This window comes from Sporosarcina sp. FA9 (genome assembly GCF_051550205.1).
Lineage (GTDB): Bacteria > Bacillota > Bacilli > Bacillales_A > Planococcaceae > Sporosarcina.
This window is the reverse complement of record NZ_CP188819.1, coordinates 349,440-364,807: the sequence shown is the minus strand read 5'-3', so window position 1 is coordinate 364,807 and position 15,368 is coordinate 349,440. Positions and strand designations below refer to the sequence as shown.

Here is a 15,368-nt window from a genome sequence, read left to right as displayed (position 1 = left end):
TGGACTTCAGGTGTTTTCTGGAGTCCTTTTTTCTCTGATATTATTTACGAAAAACGTATTTTTGTTATTTGCATTGTTTTCAAGTTCAAGGATGCGTTCGTTCAAATTTGCAACAATACTGATAAGTTGTCCTGTTTGTAATTCCATCCGTATGACATCTTTTTCAAGTCGATTCATTGTGATATTCCTCCTTTTTAATATCCGCATGGATGAAAACTTAGTTATTGAACGGTCACCATACTAAGTTTCTATCCGCTACGGTTTTAACTTTAGATGATAAGCAACCCCGGTTACCCCACCGGATTTTTGGTTGCTGCCGCTTATATAATTCCCTTATTAAATGATAGCCGTTCCCCAACAGCCACTTTTTTCCTCGTGTTTAGCCAAATTCAGCTTGATTGGAATCTCCCTTCACATTAAAGTATAGGCAATTCTTCTTTCTCGATTTTTGGTAAATGAAAATGTTCTGAGCCGTTTTCAGTCGAATGCTTTTCTAATTCTGCAGACTCAACAGTTCTCGGTTTTGTGATAATGAACCGAATATCCTCGCCAACAACTTCAGTTACATAGACGCGACTTTGATCACCTCTTTCATAGGTTCGGGACTGAATTCGTCCACCTATACCAATTAAAGAACCTTTCCCACATTTTTTCACGGTGTTTTCTGCGGTTTTACCCCAAACTGTACAAAGAACAAAATCTGTTTCAATCTCTCCTTTCAAGTTTTTGAAGTTACGGTTTACAGCTATGATGAAACTTGTTTGCGTGCGCCCTTCAGAAAATGTGCGCAATACGGGGTCTTTAGTTATTCGTCCTACAAGTGCTACTTGATTCATTTGGCATCCTCCTTTCTACTGGAATACCATCATCATACTTCCGACACCGTTAATTTGACAAGTCGGCATATTCTGTTTTTGGCAGGGTTTTAAGATGCAAAACTTCAATTTGAAGATTTCATTTTTAGTAGAAAGTTCGTACATCCTTGTCCTACTCTCTTTTCATTGATTTCCTATACCACTTACAAATTTCGACTTTGGCATACTTCGTTTTTTCTTCTAGGAATGGTATACTAAAAGTAAACTTTGGAGGGATTACGATAAAAACGTTCAAAATGTTATCCGTCGCAATTACTCAAGAAGGCCTGAATCAAGACATTCCACTTTTAGACGGAATTATTATTAACCAGGAAAATAGTCATCGTATGTGGATCCTTGAAATGTTCATTGACCAAAAACATAAAGAACTCTTCGAACAATGGAAAGAATCTGAGCAATTAATTGACGTTAAAGTAGTCATTTCCTATCCTGAAAACGAACCAGCTGCTTTCCAAGTCGCTGTTCAGACTGTAAAGCAAATTGGTGATAATATATCCGTATTGCTTAAAGGTCGTTTGAAACGTGCACGTTCTGAGTATGCAGAGCAGTTACTAGAGCAGTTAATCGGCGAAGGCCTACAGGATGCAGCTTTACTCGAACGATTCGAATCCGACATGAAATCCCGACCTCGTCTGAAAAGGGACTCTGAAAAGTCTAGTGAATGAATCCTACTGCCTGCTGATTTCCGTTCCGTCCTAATGCAACTTATAAATTTCCAACAAAAAAGTCGCCTCCAAATTTCGGGGCGACTGTTTTTGTGGTTTGTGGTTATCGGTTCATGTTATTCCTGTTATTAGTGGAATTATCTTCAATTGCACCATCCAGCGTAGTACCATCGTCATTATTACCATTCATTTCATTCGTACGGTTGTCGTAATTCTCGTCCCGGATAATACCTCCACGTTGGCTTTTGCCATTCATATCGGTATTTTTATCCAGACCGTCCAGATTTGGTCCTGTCTGACCGTTATTAACGTCCGGTGTCCAGTCCCTGTTTTCCATTGGCGTCTCATTTTTGTCCGGGACAACTTTGTCATTCATATTACATCCCGTCAGAACAAGTCCCGATACCAGAAAGAGCGGTATGGCTTTTTTCAACATAGAAAAACTCCCTCCTTTCCACAAACCATTTGTCATACAAAATGTATGATGCTTTCTAGGTTGGTCGGAAATGAGGGAACTATCCATTATTAAATATTTATTTTTAATAAACCTTCTACGTATGCTGCTTGTGCTTTACAGTCATACTCATAATGAGTGCCTTGTTTTTCTTGCATCATCTGAATTGTAGCAATTTGCTCGTCCGTTGGCGGATCCTGAAGTATGCGGTCGATAATTTCATTAATCCTAACGGCCAGCTCTTCGTGAAATCCGGGATTCAATTTAATGTCATCCGGAATTTCTGTATACCAAAGAGCTTTTGTAGTAATGTATTGCTGCCAACTAGAAACAAAGTCCTCAATTCGAAATTTGTCTTCACTCCAAGCAATATCACTCATATATTGTTCGAAAGTCTGTGTAATTGACCTTGTAATACTAATTTTTAAATTTGGAGATAGATCTTTATACATTCTATTTACAACCTCCTACTCGTAAGAAAAACGCATATATAAATACATCGGGTAATGGGACACTTACTATTCTACCCAAGTAATGGGATTGTTGCAAACTTATTTCTCTGTTTCCACGACTGGACCAAGCGCAAACATAATTTCTGTTTCGCATGCAATCTCGCCGTCAACAGTCGCAATCGCTTTCCCTTTACCTATTGAACCGCGTAGACGCGTGATTTCAACTTCTAGACGCAAAGTATCACCAGGTGTCACTTGTCGTTTAAACCTGCAATTATCGATCCCTGCAAAAAAAGCAAGACGTCCTTTGTTTTCCTCTTTTTGCAAGATTGCAACTGCACCAACTTGCGCGAGTGCTTCAATAATAAGTACACCCGGCATTACCGGATAACCGGGAAAATGTCCATTAAAGAAGTCTTCATTTATCGTAACGTTTTTTATTCCGACAGCACGTGTGCCTTCTTCAAGTTCAAGAATCCGGTCCACCATTAGAAATGGATATCGATGCGGTAAGATTTCCTGAATCTGTTGTGATGTTAGCATGCCCAACCTCCTAAAAGTATAAATCAATTATGAATTAAAAAAAGCTTTTGTTACTCTTTTCCATTCATAATGTCTAGTATGTGAACCCATGTTTCCTTTTTAAGTGCATCGGACGGATCTCCGTCACCCATATAGCCGTATCCGATTGTTACACCGAGTGCTATAGCACCTGCAAAAAGTCCAGCTACTAAAAGAATGCGAAGCCAAATAGGAAGGATGCGAATTTGAACCCAAAGTGTTCTTTTAGGTGGCACCGCCTTTCCCTCGGATATCAGCCGCCTGCGTTCTGCACGCGTAATAGGCGCTGCGGGGGATTCTTTCTTATTCAGCTGTAGTTCCGTTCTGTTTTCATTATTCATAGTTCAGACTCCTTACACGATTTCATCGAATTCCATTTATGAGACCCATCATTTGATCGGCAAGAGTAATTGCACGTGAGTTGAACTGATAGTTACGTTGGACGGAAATTAAATCGGTCATTTCTTTTTGCATATCAACGTTCGATGACTCAAGGGCTTTATTCTCCAAACCAATTCCACCTCTAGCCACACCTTGCAGATTCGTTACGACATCGTTTGCTGCAACGCCCAGTTCCGCAAGATTTGAAGGCAACACACTGTAAGTGCCTGATAAATGCTCCATTAGATTCGGGCGTTCAATAACAGTAACGCCAGGTTGAATTTCTGAAGTAGTGCCGTCATTCATTTTTAATTCTAGCGTACCATTTGGTCGAACGGAATACGACTCTACATCATCTGCAAACGTAATTGGCTGACCCGCAGCATTCGCCACAGGATAGCCCTCACTCGTCACGAGCATCAGTTGCCCATTATCTACCGGAGACACGTAAAAAGCACCCTGACGCGTATAAGCAACCTGTTCCCCGTCTTCTGTAGGCATTAGCACGTTGAAATACTGTTTTGGCTTCGTAAGTGCAAAATCCAGGTCACGGTCCGTAATTTGCAACGAGCCGACTTTTGAATTCATTGAGGCTTGTCCAAGTGCAGCTCCTACACCATACCGAATGCCAAGTGGTGATTGCCTTGGTGCTTCGTCTGCTTTGTCGTTGTTAAACTGCTGATACAAAAGTTCTTGAAAACTCGCTTCGCTTGCTTTGAAACCATGCGTATTCGAGTTCGCCAAGTTGTTCCCAATTAGATCCAGCTGGTGTTGTAGTTGGTTCAATGTATTCGTAGCTGTAATCATCGTCCGTAGCATTTACGTCCTCTCCTTTCAATTGACTGATTCTTAATTGACTCGCCCAACTTCGTTAACAGTTTTCTCCATACTACGATCGTACGCTTGAAGTACTTTTTGATTGGCCTCAAAGGCACGGTAAGCAGTCATCATATCCGTCATCGTTCGAGCCGCATCAACATTCGAACCTTCTAGATAGCCTTGTTGCATCGAATAAGAGACTCCAGCAGCTCCAGTGGCGGTTGGAAGTCCTTCTCCGCCCTCTGTTACGAATAAGCCGTTGCCTTGCTTCAAAAGCGACCCTGGCTGATTTGCGAATGAAATTCCAAGTGTGGCGACGATCGTATTGTTTTCCATAATCACACCAGAATCAGATACTGTGAACTCGTCACTTTGCAACTGAATTCGCTGACCATTTGTATCCAGTACATAATGTCCTGTTGGATTTGTTAGGAAACCATTTGGAGCCAGTGTAAAGTTCCCATTCTTTGTATACATTTCGCTGCCCGCATCATTTTCAAGTGTGAAAAACAATGCACCTGTATTGCCTGTTTCAGCGTCTGTTGGAAGCAAACCATCAATTAGTGCAATATCTGTCGTTAACTCTGTTTCACGTATTTGACCTTGTTCAAAAAGCGGGAGTGTTTCTTGCATATAAACCCCAGTTGAAATCCCACCAACATTGCTCATTCCTTTTATATTGAAACCGTCCGTAGTAGGAATATGGACATTATTTACACTCGATAAATACATTTGTGGAAAGGAACGAATTACAGCTTGTTCGGCTTTAAAACCGGGTGTATTTACGTTCGCCATATTGTTCGTCAACATCTCGGTTTTTCTTTGTTGAGCAATCATGCCTGATGCAACCGCATTAAATCCACGAAACATGCTGTCCTCTCTCCTTTCTCAATTTTAATTTTAATTTATGATTGTCTTGAACTTTTCGAAATATTGTCCAGTAAAATCCCAGTCCCAATTGCTACGCAATCAAGCGGATTATCCGAAATAAACACCGGTACTTTTAATTGGTCCGCAAGTAACTGATCAATGCCGTGAAGAAGGGCTCCGCCGCCCGTCAAAAACACACCTCGGTCAATGATGTCCGCGGATAATTCAGGTGGCGTTTTTTCCAAAACGTTTTTTGCAGCTTGTACAATTAGTTGAACCGATTCTTTTAATGCATTACCAATTTCTTTAGAATTCACTGTAATCGTGCGCGGAAGTCCAGAAACCATATCACGGCCCCGAATATCGAGCTCCTCGTCACGTCCACCTGGGAATACGGTTCCGACAAGAACTTTAATGTTTTCCGCAGTTCGTTCCCCAATCAGTAGTTTATATTCTCGTTTAATATATTGTGTTATGTCTGTATCAAATGTATCTCCAGCAATATTAATGGATTCCGATGTTACGATGTCGCCCATTGAAAGAACGGCCACATCTGTCGTTCCGCCACCAATATCAATGACCATGTTTCCACTTGGTTGGAAGATATCCATACCGGCCCCAATTGCAGCAACTTTCGGTTCTTCTTCAAGGTAAATTCTTTTACCCCCGGACTTTTCTGCAGCTTGCCGAATTGCTTTTTGCTCGACGCTTGTAATGTTTGTCGGGCAACAAATCAGAATACGGGGTTTAGAGAAAATCCCTTTAACTTTTAACTTTGTAATAAAGTGACTTAGCATTGCTTCGGTTACATCAAAATCTGCAATGACTCCATCTTTTAGCGGGCGGATTACTACGATATTGCCCGGTGTTCTACCAACCATCCGATACGCTTCTTCCCCCACTGCAAGCACTTTGTTGGTTAATTTATCTACAGCTACGACAGATGGTTCATTTAAAACGATGCCTTTGCCTTTTACATGTATGAGAACATTCGCCGTACCAAGATCGATTCCTATGTCTTTTGCAAACATTGATGGATTTACCCCTTCCGATTCTATTAAGTGGAATATTATGTATATGAATTTTTTACGCTCTTAATAAACAATTTTATCACAATATACATAAAATGAACATACTTAACACACTTAGAATTCAACAACTTCCATAATTATACAATAAAAAGACGGTTTCGCTAAAAATCCGCGAAACCGCTTTATTACTTCCGTGTCATTTCTCGATTTTCCGAGATTCATTCATCCACTTTATCCGTGTCGCCTCGCCACCCCGTATGTGTCTGACGGATTTATGATATGCAAGGATTTTTGCAACATCTTCTGCAAGTGCCGTATCTACATTCGGCAATCGTTCTGTTAAGTCTTTATGGACCGTGCTTTTCGAATAGCCCGTCGCCTTCGCTAGTACGCGTACGGTAACTTCAGTTTCCATCAGCAACTCCCCGAGGCGCACGCATCGCCTCCTAATTTGCTCGTGCACGCCCTCTTCCTTTCCTATCGGCTCAGAATCTTTATTTATCTTATGCTATGCTTCGGTCAGGTATGCGTGATTAAAGAGCGTGAGTATGGGTTCTGTAAGGAATCGATAGAATCTATTTGAACATGAAAAAACCACCCCAAAATATATTGGAATGGTCTTTTCCGAAGCGGTCCTACGTTAGAATCCTAAATACAAATGCGGATTAACAATTTTGTCATTGAGCAGCACTTTGTAATGCAAGTGAATTCCGGCAGTCGGATTCCACTCATTTTCCGTTGCTGTTCCGAGGGCTTGTCCTTGGAGGACTTCCTCGCCTGGCTTCACAAGTACGCCTGTAAGGGAAGCATAGACCGTTTTCAGTCCATCGTTATGAGCGATTACAATTTCATTACCTATGAACGGATCCAAAATAATTTCTTCGATGACACCACTCATAGACGCAACTACTTCAAACGGTTCGCCGTCTATTGAAATCGAGACGCCTTCATTCGTTGTGTACGTTTGATTGAATACAAGTAATGCTTTTTCACGCATTTCCGCGGATGCATCAGGGTCATAAAATTCCTGGAGGATTTCCACGTCGTCTAGAAGGGCTTCAGAAAATGGATACTTGATGTTTTCCTTCTGTGCATTCGTCTCGACCACTAACCCATCCGGTTTCGGATTATCCATCGCAGTATCTTTCACGTCTGGGGTATCTACATTTATAAGTGCGTTATAACCCCAGATCATGCCTACGAAGACAATCGCCATACTCGAATACATAACAGGCCAAAACCAATTTTTTCTTTGTCTACTTTTGTTCTTCTGAGAAGGGGCTTTCGGTTTTTCTTCTCGCATAGTCATCACCTCACTTGCTATTGTTTGCAAGTCAACGTGATTTTAAACATTCTGAATCAAGTAAAGTGAAATTTTTTATTTCAGTCCCCGAATAATAGTGTTCTAGAATCTGTTTAGCGGTCCATCCTTCCGCTGCAAACACCTCCGCACCGTATTGACTCATCCCAACACCGTGCCCATAACCCGTCGTTTTAACGAGAACAATATTGTTTGTTAAATCATAGGCTATATCAAAATCTGTTGACGCAAGCCCTAACAGTTCACGCATTTCACGACCTTTCAAATCAAAACCATCGGAAACAGCCTTTTGAACACGTCCTGTTGAGTTTCGAACCAGTTTCAATGATTTGAACATTTCATCATTCCACTGCATTCCAAGAGCTTTATTCCATTCCGAGAGCGTCATTTCCTTTTCTTTATTATATGAAGGTGCGACTTTATCTTCACCGGGACTTTCTACGCTTTGTAAATATGGAATATCATTTCCACTAAAGTTCTGCGCAGTCTCAGTCTTCCCATTGGACGTCGAAAAAAACATCGCTGAAATCATTTTTTCTTCATAAACGATAGTTTTACCCGCAGTCTCTTTCACAAGTCTAGTCAATTTACGTTCATTACGCTTAAAACTTTTGCCCCAACGTTCTTTCCGTTTTTCCAAAGTGTTGTAAACTTGCGCAGAAACGTCAGCAGCGATTGGTCTCTTGCCAAAATCCGTTAACCTAAGGGCATATGTCCGAGCCGCAATCGCTTGGGCCTTCAAAGCCTCATTTTCAAACGTAACGGGCATTTCAGCAGAAACAACTCCTTTAACATACTCTTCAAGGGGAACTGGCTCGTCCAATCCAATAACCGTAATGTCAACCTGACACGTTTCTACCTCGCTTTCCTGTTGAACAATCACAGCATCCGGAGCCCTGTGTAATAAAATCGGCACAAAAAAGAGCAGCAGCGTCAGTAACAATAAGGCACTCCATATATTCCATAGTTTTCGCATAGTCGATTATATGATTTCCATCCGTTTTTATTCATTGTTTAGTAGGCCGGGGTTCGTAATTGACGGTTACCTTTTAAATGCATTTGGGTACCTTCGTGACGTTCTTTGAACGACTTCCCAGTGTTTCGCGGTGACTTCGCAACGTTTTTGGGGAACCTCACAACATTTTCGGGAAACCTCGCAACGTTTCCGGAGAACTTCGCAACGTTTTCGGGGAACCTCACAATGTTTGCGGGAAACTTCGCAACGTTTTGGAAACCTCACAACGTTTCGGGAAAACCTCGCAACGTTTCGGGAAAATCATTGATGGCTACGCCTAATTGGCCAAATGCATTTGGGTGATTATCCCTCTCTATCATGATTTCGCTGCACTCCGCATATTTTCCAACAAACTTCGCAACGTTTTCGGGAAACCTCACAATGCGCTAACCTAAAATGTTGGGACAATATAAAACAACACCGACGTGATACACTTTAAAAAAGCAACTACATCGGAGGTTTTTATATTGCAGAAAATCGTATATTCAAGAGAAGTTAAATGGGCTGCTGTAAAGGATAAATTAAGTGGCGAGATGACTAATAAAGAAATCATGGAGAAACACGGAATTAAAAATAGAGCGCAAATTGCAGATTGGATGAATTGGTATAAAAACAATGAATTTTATCGCTTCGATCAACCGATTGGCAAACAGTATTCCTATGGTTTTCGCAATGATTTTAAGAATGAACAAGAAAGGCAAGACCATCAACTATCCCAATTGATAATGGAGAATGAAATATTAAAAAAGTATATAGAGATAAAAAGGGGGTTGGAAAAGAAGAAGTAATAAGAACTGTAGAGAATATGAAGGGCAAGTATACTATTTCAGCCATCTTATTGGCGTTGCAAGTCTCACGTACAAGCTATTATAGATGGCTTGGCGAAGAGCGTGAGATCACACTTTCAATCAATGAAGTAGCCATTATTGAGCTGTGTAAAAAAACGAAATATCGATATGGACATAGGAAGATTAAAGCCTTGTTAAAGCAGGATTATGCGATTAAATTACATCGTAATTCGGTTCAATCAATCATGCAAAAGCACAATGTGCAGTGTCGGATAAAGCCGAAACGAAAATGGAAATCGCAAGGTGAAACTGTAGTCATCAGACCCAATCTTCTTAATCGAAATTTTACTGCCAGTGCACCAAACGAGAAGTGGGTCACCGATATTACCTATATTCAATATGGAAGCACAACAAAATATCTTTCAACCATTATGGATTTATATAATAATGAAATTGTTGCCTATAAATTATACAATCATCAAAAGACATCGCTTGTCATCGACACGCTTAAAGAGGCATTGGCCAACCGCAACAATCCAGAGGGAGTTATGATACATTCTGATCAAGGGACTGTGTACTCGTCCTACGCATACCAGGAATTCATGAAGGAACATCATATTGTCAGCAGTATGTCACGGAGAGGAAACTGTTGGGATAATGCGGTGATTGAATCATTTCACTCAAGCTTGAAATCTGAGGAGTTTCAGTATGTGCGGTTCAACTCACTTAGCAATGCGGAGGTCGTTAATCGTGTTTCTACTTATTTGAAGTATTATAATGAAGAACGTATTCAAGAAAAACTAGGCTACCTTACGCCAATAAAATACGGTGAAAAGGCAGCCTGATAGTGTTGCTTTATATGTGTCCCATATCGCTGGGTCAGTCTACAACGTTTTCGGGAAACTTCGCAACGTTTTGAGAAAACTTCGCAACGTTTTGGAAACCTCGCAACGTTTCCGGAGAACTTCGCAACGTTTTCGGGGAACCTCACAATGTTTCCGGAAAACTTCGCAACGTTTCCGTAAAACCACACAACACCCCATATTTCATTCCACGCCAAAAAGGCCACATCCAGTTGGATATAGCCTTATCGAGTTAAAATATATGAAATTAGACCAGTTGTACCGATTTCTCTGTAATGGACTCGGGATATTCACGAATGATATCCGCTCCAAGTGCGGCTAATTTGCCGTGGAAATTCACATATCCGCGGTCAAGATGCGATAATTCGGTAACGCGTGTGATTCCATCTGCTGCAAGACCTGCAAGTATAAGTGCTGCGGCTGCTCTGAGATCCGTTGCGGAAACTTCCGCTCCTTGTAAGTCAGAAGGTCCTGATAAGACGACTGATCTTCCCTCGATCTTTACCGAAGCATTCATCCGACGGAATTCTTCAACGTGCATAAAACGATTTTCAAATACGGTCTCCGTTAAAATTCCAGTACCCGTTGACGTTAGCATAAGTGCCATCATTTGTGATTGCATATCTGTCGGAAATCCTGGGTGTGGCATCGTCTTCAAGTCAACCGATTTCAAAGGATATTCAGCGCGTACACGGATTCCTTCGTCTAGTTCAGTAATGACAACACCCATTTCTCCCATTTTAGAGATGAGTGCGGCATTATGTTCTGGGACTGCATTTTCAATGATGACATCGCCACCTGTAATTGCTGCTGCAACCATAAAAGTCCCTGTTTCGATACGATCAGGTATAATATGATGCGTTGTGCCATATAATTTCAATACACCTTCAATACGAATCGTATCCGTTCCGGCACCAACAACTTTACCGCCCATTTCATTAATGAAATTCGCTAAGTCTACAATTTCTGGTTCTTTTGCTGCGTTTTCAATAATCGTTGTACCTTTTGCAAGTGCAGCTGCCGTCATAATGTTTTCAGTAGCACCGACACTTGGGAAATCCAAATAAATTTTAGCACCCTTTAAGCCATCCGGTACATTAGCTTCAACATGTCCATGACCAAATGTAATTTCGGCACCCATTGCTTCAAAACCTTTTAAATGTTGATCAATAGGTCTTGACCCAATCGCACAACCCCCTGGTAAAGCAATACGTGCAAAACGATTGCGGGCAAGAAGAGGTCCCATAACAAGAATAGATGCACGCATTTTACGTACATATTCAAATTGAGCTTCACCCAATAACTGTTCTGTTGAATCAATGATGACTTCATTAACATCCAAACGGCTGTCTACTTTTGCATTTAAGCTTTTCAATACTTCGCTAATTGTTTCAACGTCCGACAAATTCGGTACGTCTTTAATAACATTCACGCCTTCGGTAGCGAGCAGGGCAGCAGCCAATACGGGTAAAACCGCATTTTTTGCACCTTCCACGCGGACAGTTCCGCTCAATCTGCGTCCACCTGTGATAATTATTCTTTCCAAAATTTATCCCTCCAACTTCTAAGTTGTGTCTTGTAACACGATGATGTCATTTATAGTTGCTTTAAATGTCGAATTTATATTGATTATTATTAGTTCAAAACACATACAATTCTACAGCGTTCAGGCTATTTATACAAGAAGCTCTTTGAACGATTTATTTTGTTCCAACGATGTAGTATATATTATGTATGCTTATAGTATTTTGTGTCATACTAAGTCGTTCTTTCGTCCAAAACACTGTGTTATACCTATATTCGCTTTGTTTTTTGTTAAATGACATATCCTTCTAGTTCCCCGAAGGATCGTTCTCCAAACATTATTTTATGTGATGATTTACCTACCATCGCCCCATTAACGATTTTTTTCGTAAATGCGGCGACACTAAGTATCGTATCGCATCATCCAAACAGCGTCGATAATCTTCCTGACCAATAGGATATCTCCAGAAAGAAATTTGATACGGAACTTCCGATCAAAATGCTTAAAAATATAAATAAAAGTTGAGCTTGAAATACACGGTTTTTCCGAATTACTTTTTCCGGCATCAAAGCTTGTAACGCAAAAAAGGCGAGCCCGATAAAAATGATATGGGAAACGATTGCGAGTAATGGCTGGTAACCAAACATTCCGTCCATACAGAAGTCTCCTTCCATTTGTTTTTATTCATTAAATAAAATACGGACAGAAGTCAGTTTCTCTTCTGCCCGCATTTTTAAGAGTTATTTACCTTCGAAAACACTAATTCTGTTCAACGCACGTTTTAAATCGAGTTCTATCAATCGAAAGTCCGCGTCGTCTTTTTTAACTTTTAGATCTTCCTCCGCACGACTTGCCGCAAGTTTAGCACGAGCAATATCGATTGTGGAAGCAGTTTCAGCGCTTTGTGCAAGAACTGTAACGACATCTGGACGGACTTCGATAAAACCACCGTGAACTGCAACAACTTCTGTCGAGTCACCCTTATTTATACGAAGCGCACCGATTTGCAGTGGTGCCACCGTCGCAATGTGGCCGGGAAGGATTCCCATCTCGCCTGTTTCAGTAACTGCGATGATCATGTCCGCTTCAGATTCAACAACAGGGCCGTCGGGAGTGACGATATTAATTTTCATTGTGCTCATTTTTTACCCTCCTGGTCCCTTATAATCAAATACGCCTTGGCGCATATACAATCCGCCAAAGGCTTAATTTGATTTGGCAGGGATTTATCCTGCTGGTATAAATTAAACTTCAACACCCATTTTTTTCGCTTTTTCGATTACTTCTTCGATGCGTCCAACAAGTCGGAATGCATCTTCTGGAAGGTGATCGTAAGTTCCAGAAAGGATGTCTTTAAATCCTTTAACAGTTTCAGCAACAGGTACATATGAACCAGTTTGGCCCGTAAACTGCTCTGCAACGTGGAAGTTTTGTGATAGGAAGAATTGAATACGACGTGCGCGACCAACGATAAGCTTGTCTTCGTCACCGAGTTCATCCATACCTAGAATTGCAATGATATCTTGTAGTTCACGGTAACGTTGAAGCGTTACTTGCACTTGACGAGCAACATCGTAGTGTTCTTCTCCAACGATGTCCGGAGACAAAGCACGTGAAGATGAAGCAAGTGGGTCAACTGCTGGGTAGATACCCATTTCAGAAAGTTTACGCTCAAGGTTTGTAGTTGCATCAAGGTGAGCAAATGTTGTAGCAGGAGCCGGATCCGTATAGTCATCCGCTGGTACATAAATTGCTTGAATTGATGTTACTGAACCTTTATTTGTTGATGTGATTCGCTCTTGCAGTAGACCCATTTCTGTAGCAAGTGTTGGCTGGTAACCAACTGCTGAAGGCATGCGTCCAAGAAGTGCAGATACTTCAGATCCGGCTTGTGTATAACGATAGATGTTATCAATGAATAGAAGAACGTCCGCACCTTGTTCGTCACGGAAATGCTCTGCCATTGTAAGACCTGTTAACGCAACACGCATACGCGCACCTGGTGGCTCGTTCATTTGCCCAAACACCATTGCTGTTTTCGTGATAACACCAGAATCTGTCATTTCATAGAAAAGGTCATTTCCTTCTCGAGTACGTTCTCCAACACCAGCGAATACGGAAATACCACCGTGTTCTTGTGCGATGTTGTTAATCAATTCTTGAATTAATACAGTTTTTCCTACACCCGCACCACCAAATAGGCCGATTTTACCACCTTTAATGTATGGAGCTAGTAAGTCAACTACTTTAATTCCTGTTTCTAGAATTTCAACTTTCGTTGAAAGATTTTCAAATGTTGGTGCCAAACGGTGAATCGGGTCACGACGTACAGATGCTGGAATTTCTTCACCGAGGTCGATAACTTCACCAAGAACGTTGAAAACACGTCCTAATGTTGCGTCACCAACTGGTACAGAAATAGCAGCTCCTTGGTCATCAACTACAGTACCGCGTTGCAAACCGTCTGTTGAAGACATTGCAATTGTACGAACTGAGTCATCACCGAGGTGAAGTGCAACTTCAAGAGTGAGCACTTCAGGCTCTGAGTTTGGGCGCTGAATTGTAACAGTCAGTGCGTTATAAATTGCAGGCAACTGGCCGTTTTCAAACTTAACGTCTACAACCGGACCCATTACTTGAAGAACATGTCCTTTGTTCATGTTGTTTCCTCCTGTCTTACTAGATAGCTTTTATTGATATTGGGTGATGCTTGGATTGTTAAGTGTTTCCTTTTTGGCCCTAAGTGACAAAAAGTTTTGGTGCCAACTTTTTTGGGCCGGAAGGTTAAAGTACAACCTTCCCTGGGCCAACTTTTTCCGAGCCGTAAAGCAGAGTCCAAGCAGCTTTACTCTAAAGCTGCGACCCCACCGACAATCTCTGTAATTTGTTGTGTGATGGATGCTTGGCGTGCTCTGTTGAATGAGAGCGTTAGTGAATCGATTAAATCGCCAGCGTTATCCGTTGCGCTCTTCATCGCTGTCATACGTGAAGCATGTTCACTCGCCTTACTATCGAGCAACGCACCGTAGATTAGGCTTTCCGCGTATTGCGGAAGTAATACTTCTAGAATTGCTTGGCCGGATGGCTCGAATTCATATGAAGTAGTTGCCGATTCTGATGCGATGTCGGTTAGTGGAAGTACCTTTTTCTCTGTTATTTCATGAGATAGGGCACTTACGAAGTGGCTATAGTACATATAAAGTTCATCATACGTACCGTCAGCGAACATACCAACAGCTTTCTTCGCGATTTCTTTTATTTCAGCAAATGACGGTTGGTCGCTTAAACCAATTACACTGTCAACGACACTGAATCCGCGTTTCTTGAAAAATTCATAACCGATACGTCCGATTGCAACAATCAATACGTCTTCTTTAGCGTTGTGACGCTCCGTAATCGTATTTGCAGCTGCACGTAAAACGTTACTGTTGTAAGCTCCAGCAAGTCCACGATCAGACGTAATTATGATGTAAGCAGACTTTTTAACTTCCCGAGATATAAGCATTGGATGCGACAAATCTGTTGTACCGGCTGCAATTGAAGACGTAACTTCTTGGATTTTCTCCATATAAGGTACATATGCTTTCGCATTCAATTCAGCACGGTTCAGTTTCGATGCCGATACCATTTGCATTGCTCGTGTAATCTGACTTGTTTTTTTCGTCGAAACAATACGGTTTTGTATTTCGCGTAATGATCCCATTGGTATTTCACCACCTTATTGTATTAGATTCCGCTTACGGCTTTC

General features: G+C 41.3%; 20 protein-coding genes. 3 read left to right on the top strand and 17 right to left on the bottom strand.

From position 1 onward, the window contains the following. Nucleotides 1-6: 6 nt before the first annotated feature. Together ACP8HH_RS01870 and ACP8HH_RS01865 are read right to left on the bottom strand one after the other, a co-directional pair. Entirely contained in the window at nt 7-177 is a 171-nt protein-coding gene (locus ACP8HH_RS01870; RefSeq protein ID WP_438315074.1) for a hypothetical protein, read from the bottom strand. 239 nt (nt 178-416) lie between these two features. After that, on the bottom strand, nt 417-836 hold the full coding sequence (locus tag ACP8HH_RS01865) for a single-stranded DNA-binding protein (protein WP_438315071.1): 420 nt from the start codon (nt 834-836) through the stop codon (nt 417-419). Between the two features lie 275 nt (nt 837-1,111). Between ACP8HH_RS01865 and ACP8HH_RS01860 the strand changes: the two genes are divergently transcribed. Continuing rightward, a complete protein-coding gene (locus ACP8HH_RS01860) occupies nt 1,112-1,540 on the top strand; it encodes a YwpF family protein (RefSeq protein ID WP_438315069.1) in 429 nt (142 codons plus the stop codon). 103 nt (nt 1,541-1,643) lie between these two features. On the opposite strand, the gene ACP8HH_RS01855 is transcribed toward ACP8HH_RS01860, so the two are convergent. The 10 genes from ACP8HH_RS01855 to spoIID all read right to left on the bottom strand — a co-directional run bounded on the left by ACP8HH_RS01855 (nt 1,644) and on the right by spoIID (nt 8,405). Next, nucleotides 1,644-1,976, bottom strand: coding sequence for a hypothetical protein (locus tag ACP8HH_RS01855; protein WP_438315066.1), 333 nt, complete (start codon nt 1,974-1,976; stop codon nt 1,644-1,646). Between the two features lie 89 nt (nt 1,977-2,065). Beyond that, the gene (locus ACP8HH_RS01850) at nt 2,066-2,446 is read right to left on the bottom strand and encodes a hypothetical protein (RefSeq protein ID WP_438315064.1); all 381 of its coding nucleotides are present in this window, start codon (nt 2,444-2,446) and stop codon (nt 2,066-2,068) included. 99 nt (nt 2,447-2,545) lie between these two features. Further along, entirely contained in the window at nt 2,546-2,989 is a 444-nt protein-coding gene (gene fabZ / locus ACP8HH_RS01845) for a 3-hydroxyacyl-ACP dehydratase FabZ (protein ID WP_438315062.1), read from the bottom strand. 50 nt (nt 2,990-3,039) lie between these two features. After that, entirely contained in the window at nt 3,040-3,348 is a 309-nt protein-coding gene (locus ACP8HH_RS01840) for a DNA-directed RNA polymerase subunit beta (RefSeq protein WP_438315059.1), read from the bottom strand. Nucleotides 3,349-3,370: 22 nt separating this feature from the next. Next, nucleotides 3,371-4,207, bottom strand: a complete 837-nt coding sequence (locus ACP8HH_RS01835) for a flagellar hook-basal body protein (protein ID WP_438315056.1) — start codon at nt 4,205-4,207, stop codon at nt 3,371-3,373. A gap of 30 nt (nt 4,208-4,237) precedes the next feature. Then, complete coding sequence (locus ACP8HH_RS01830; RefSeq protein WP_438315053.1) at nt 4,238-5,077, bottom strand: flagellar hook-basal body protein; 840 nt, start codon at nt 5,075-5,077, stop codon at nt 4,238-4,240. Between the two features lie 35 nt (nt 5,078-5,112). Further along, complete coding sequence (locus ACP8HH_RS01825) at nt 5,113-6,108, bottom strand: rod shape-determining protein (RefSeq protein WP_438315050.1); 996 nt, start codon at nt 6,106-6,108, stop codon at nt 5,113-5,115. Between the two features lie 196 nt (nt 6,109-6,304). Next, a complete protein-coding gene (locus ACP8HH_RS01820; protein ID WP_438315048.1) occupies nt 6,305-6,571 on the bottom strand; it encodes a sporulation transcriptional regulator SpoIIID in 267 nt (88 codons plus the stop codon). Nucleotides 6,572-6,748: 177 nt separating this feature from the next. Continuing rightward, the gene (locus ACP8HH_RS01815) at nt 6,749-7,411 is read right to left on the bottom strand and encodes a peptidoglycan DD-metalloendopeptidase family protein (RefSeq protein ID WP_438315045.1); all 663 of its coding nucleotides are present in this window, start codon (nt 7,409-7,411) and stop codon (nt 6,749-6,751) included. A gap of 31 nt (nt 7,412-7,442) precedes the next feature. After that, complete coding sequence (spoIID, locus tag ACP8HH_RS01810) at nt 7,443-8,405, bottom strand: stage II sporulation protein D (RefSeq protein WP_438315042.1); 963 nt, start codon at nt 8,403-8,405, stop codon at nt 7,443-7,445. Nucleotides 8,406-8,911: 506 nt separating this feature from the next. Here spoIID and ACP8HH_RS01805 point away from each other — a divergent pair. Both ACP8HH_RS01805 and ACP8HH_RS01800 read left to right on the top strand, forming a co-directional pair. Beyond that, nucleotides 8,912-9,232, top strand: coding sequence for a transposase (locus ACP8HH_RS01805; RefSeq protein WP_438315039.1), 321 nt, complete (start codon nt 8,912-8,914; stop codon nt 9,230-9,232). Nucleotides 9,233-9,249: 17 nt separating this feature from the next. Next, nucleotides 9,250-10,077 (top strand): IS3 family transposase, encoded by an 828-nt coding sequence (locus ACP8HH_RS01800; RefSeq protein WP_438315036.1) that lies wholly within the window; start codon nt 9,250-9,252, stop codon nt 10,075-10,077. Nucleotides 10,078-10,342: 265 nt separating this feature from the next. On the opposite strand, the gene murA is transcribed toward ACP8HH_RS01800, so the two are convergent. From murA to atpG, 5 genes are all read right to left on the bottom strand, one after another. Then, complete coding sequence (murA, locus tag ACP8HH_RS01795; RefSeq protein ID WP_438315033.1) at nt 10,343-11,641, bottom strand: UDP-N-acetylglucosamine 1-carboxyvinyltransferase; 1,299 nt, start codon at nt 11,639-11,641, stop codon at nt 10,343-10,345. A gap of 398 nt (nt 11,642-12,039) precedes the next feature. After that, nucleotides 12,040-12,276 (bottom strand): DUF1146 family protein, encoded by a 237-nt coding sequence (locus tag ACP8HH_RS01790; protein ID WP_438315031.1) that lies wholly within the window; start codon nt 12,274-12,276, stop codon nt 12,040-12,042. Between the two features lie 84 nt (nt 12,277-12,360). After that, nucleotides 12,361-12,762: a F0F1 ATP synthase subunit epsilon gene (locus ACP8HH_RS01785; RefSeq protein ID WP_438315028.1), complete on the bottom strand. Its 402-nt coding sequence runs from the start codon at nt 12,760-12,762 to the stop codon at nt 12,361-12,363. A 102-nt stretch (nt 12,763-12,864) separates the two neighbouring features. Continuing rightward, nucleotides 12,865-14,280 carry a F0F1 ATP synthase subunit beta gene (atpD, locus tag ACP8HH_RS01780; RefSeq protein WP_438315026.1) on the bottom strand — a complete coding sequence of 472 codons (1,416 nt, stop codon included), beginning with the start codon at nt 14,278-14,280 and terminating at the stop codon, nt 12,865-12,867. Nucleotides 14,281-14,465: 185 nt separating this feature from the next. Further along, nucleotides 14,466-15,323, bottom strand: coding sequence for an ATP synthase F1 subunit gamma (gene atpG / locus ACP8HH_RS01775; protein ID WP_438315023.1), 858 nt, complete (start codon nt 15,321-15,323; stop codon nt 14,466-14,468). Between the last annotated feature and the right edge of the window lie 45 nt (nt 15,324-15,368).

Excerpts from the sequence above, each read along its gene's own strand:
- ACP8HH_RS01870 (WP_438315074.1), bottom strand. The coding sequence starts at position 177 with ATGAATCGACTTGAAAAAGATGTCATACGGATGGAATTACAAACAGGA.
- ACP8HH_RS01865 (WP_438315071.1), bottom strand. The coding sequence starts at position 836 with ATGAATCAAGTAGCACTTGTAGGACGAATAACTAAAGACCCCGTATTG.
- ACP8HH_RS01860 (WP_438315069.1), top strand. The coding sequence starts at position 1,112 with ATGTTATCCGTCGCAATTACTCAAGAAGGCCTGAATCAAGACATTCCA.
- ACP8HH_RS01855 (WP_438315066.1), bottom strand. The coding sequence starts at position 1,976 with ATGTTGAAAAAAGCCATACCGCTCTTTCTGGTATCGGGACTTGTTCTG.
- ACP8HH_RS01850 (WP_438315064.1), bottom strand. The coding sequence starts at position 2,446 with ATGTATAAAGATCTATCTCCAAATTTAAAAATTAGTATTACAAGGTCA.
- fabZ (WP_438315062.1), bottom strand. The coding sequence starts at position 2,989 with ATGCTAACATCACAACAGATTCAGGAAATCTTACCGCATCGATATCCA.
- ACP8HH_RS01840 (WP_438315059.1), bottom strand. The coding sequence starts at position 3,348 with ATGAATAATGAAAACAGAACGGAACTACAGCTGAATAAGAAAGAATCC.
- ACP8HH_RS01835 (WP_438315056.1), bottom strand. The coding sequence starts at position 4,207 with ATGCTACGGACGATGATTACAGCTACGAATACATTGAACCAACTACAA.
- ACP8HH_RS01830 (WP_438315053.1), bottom strand. The coding sequence starts at position 5,077 with ATGTTTCGTGGATTTAATGCGGTTGCATCAGGCATGATTGCTCAACAA.
- ACP8HH_RS01825 (WP_438315050.1), bottom strand. The coding sequence starts at position 6,108 with ATGTTTGCAAAAGACATAGGAATCGATCTTGGTACGGCGAATGTTCTC.
- ACP8HH_RS01815 (WP_438315045.1), bottom strand. The coding sequence starts at position 7,411 with ATGCGAGAAGAAAAACCGAAAGCCCCTTCTCAGAAGAACAAAAGTAGA.
- spoIID (WP_438315042.1), bottom strand. The coding sequence starts at position 8,405 with ATGCGAAAACTATGGAATATATGGAGTGCCTTATTGTTACTGACGCTG.
- ACP8HH_RS01800 (WP_438315036.1), top strand. The coding sequence starts at position 9,250 with ATGAAGGGCAAGTATACTATTTCAGCCATCTTATTGGCGTTGCAAGTC.
- ACP8HH_RS01790 (WP_438315031.1), bottom strand. The coding sequence starts at position 12,276 with ATGGACGGAATGTTTGGTTACCAGCCATTACTCGCAATCGTTTCCCAT.
- ACP8HH_RS01785 (WP_438315028.1), bottom strand. The coding sequence starts at position 12,762 with ATGAGCACAATGAAAATTAATATCGTCACTCCCGACGGCCCTGTTGTT.
- atpD (WP_438315026.1), bottom strand. The coding sequence starts at position 14,280 with ATGAACAAAGGACATGTTCTTCAAGTAATGGGTCCGGTTGTAGACGTT.
- atpG (WP_438315023.1), bottom strand. The coding sequence starts at position 15,323 with ATGGGATCATTACGCGAAATACAAAACCGTATTGTTTCGACGAAAAAA.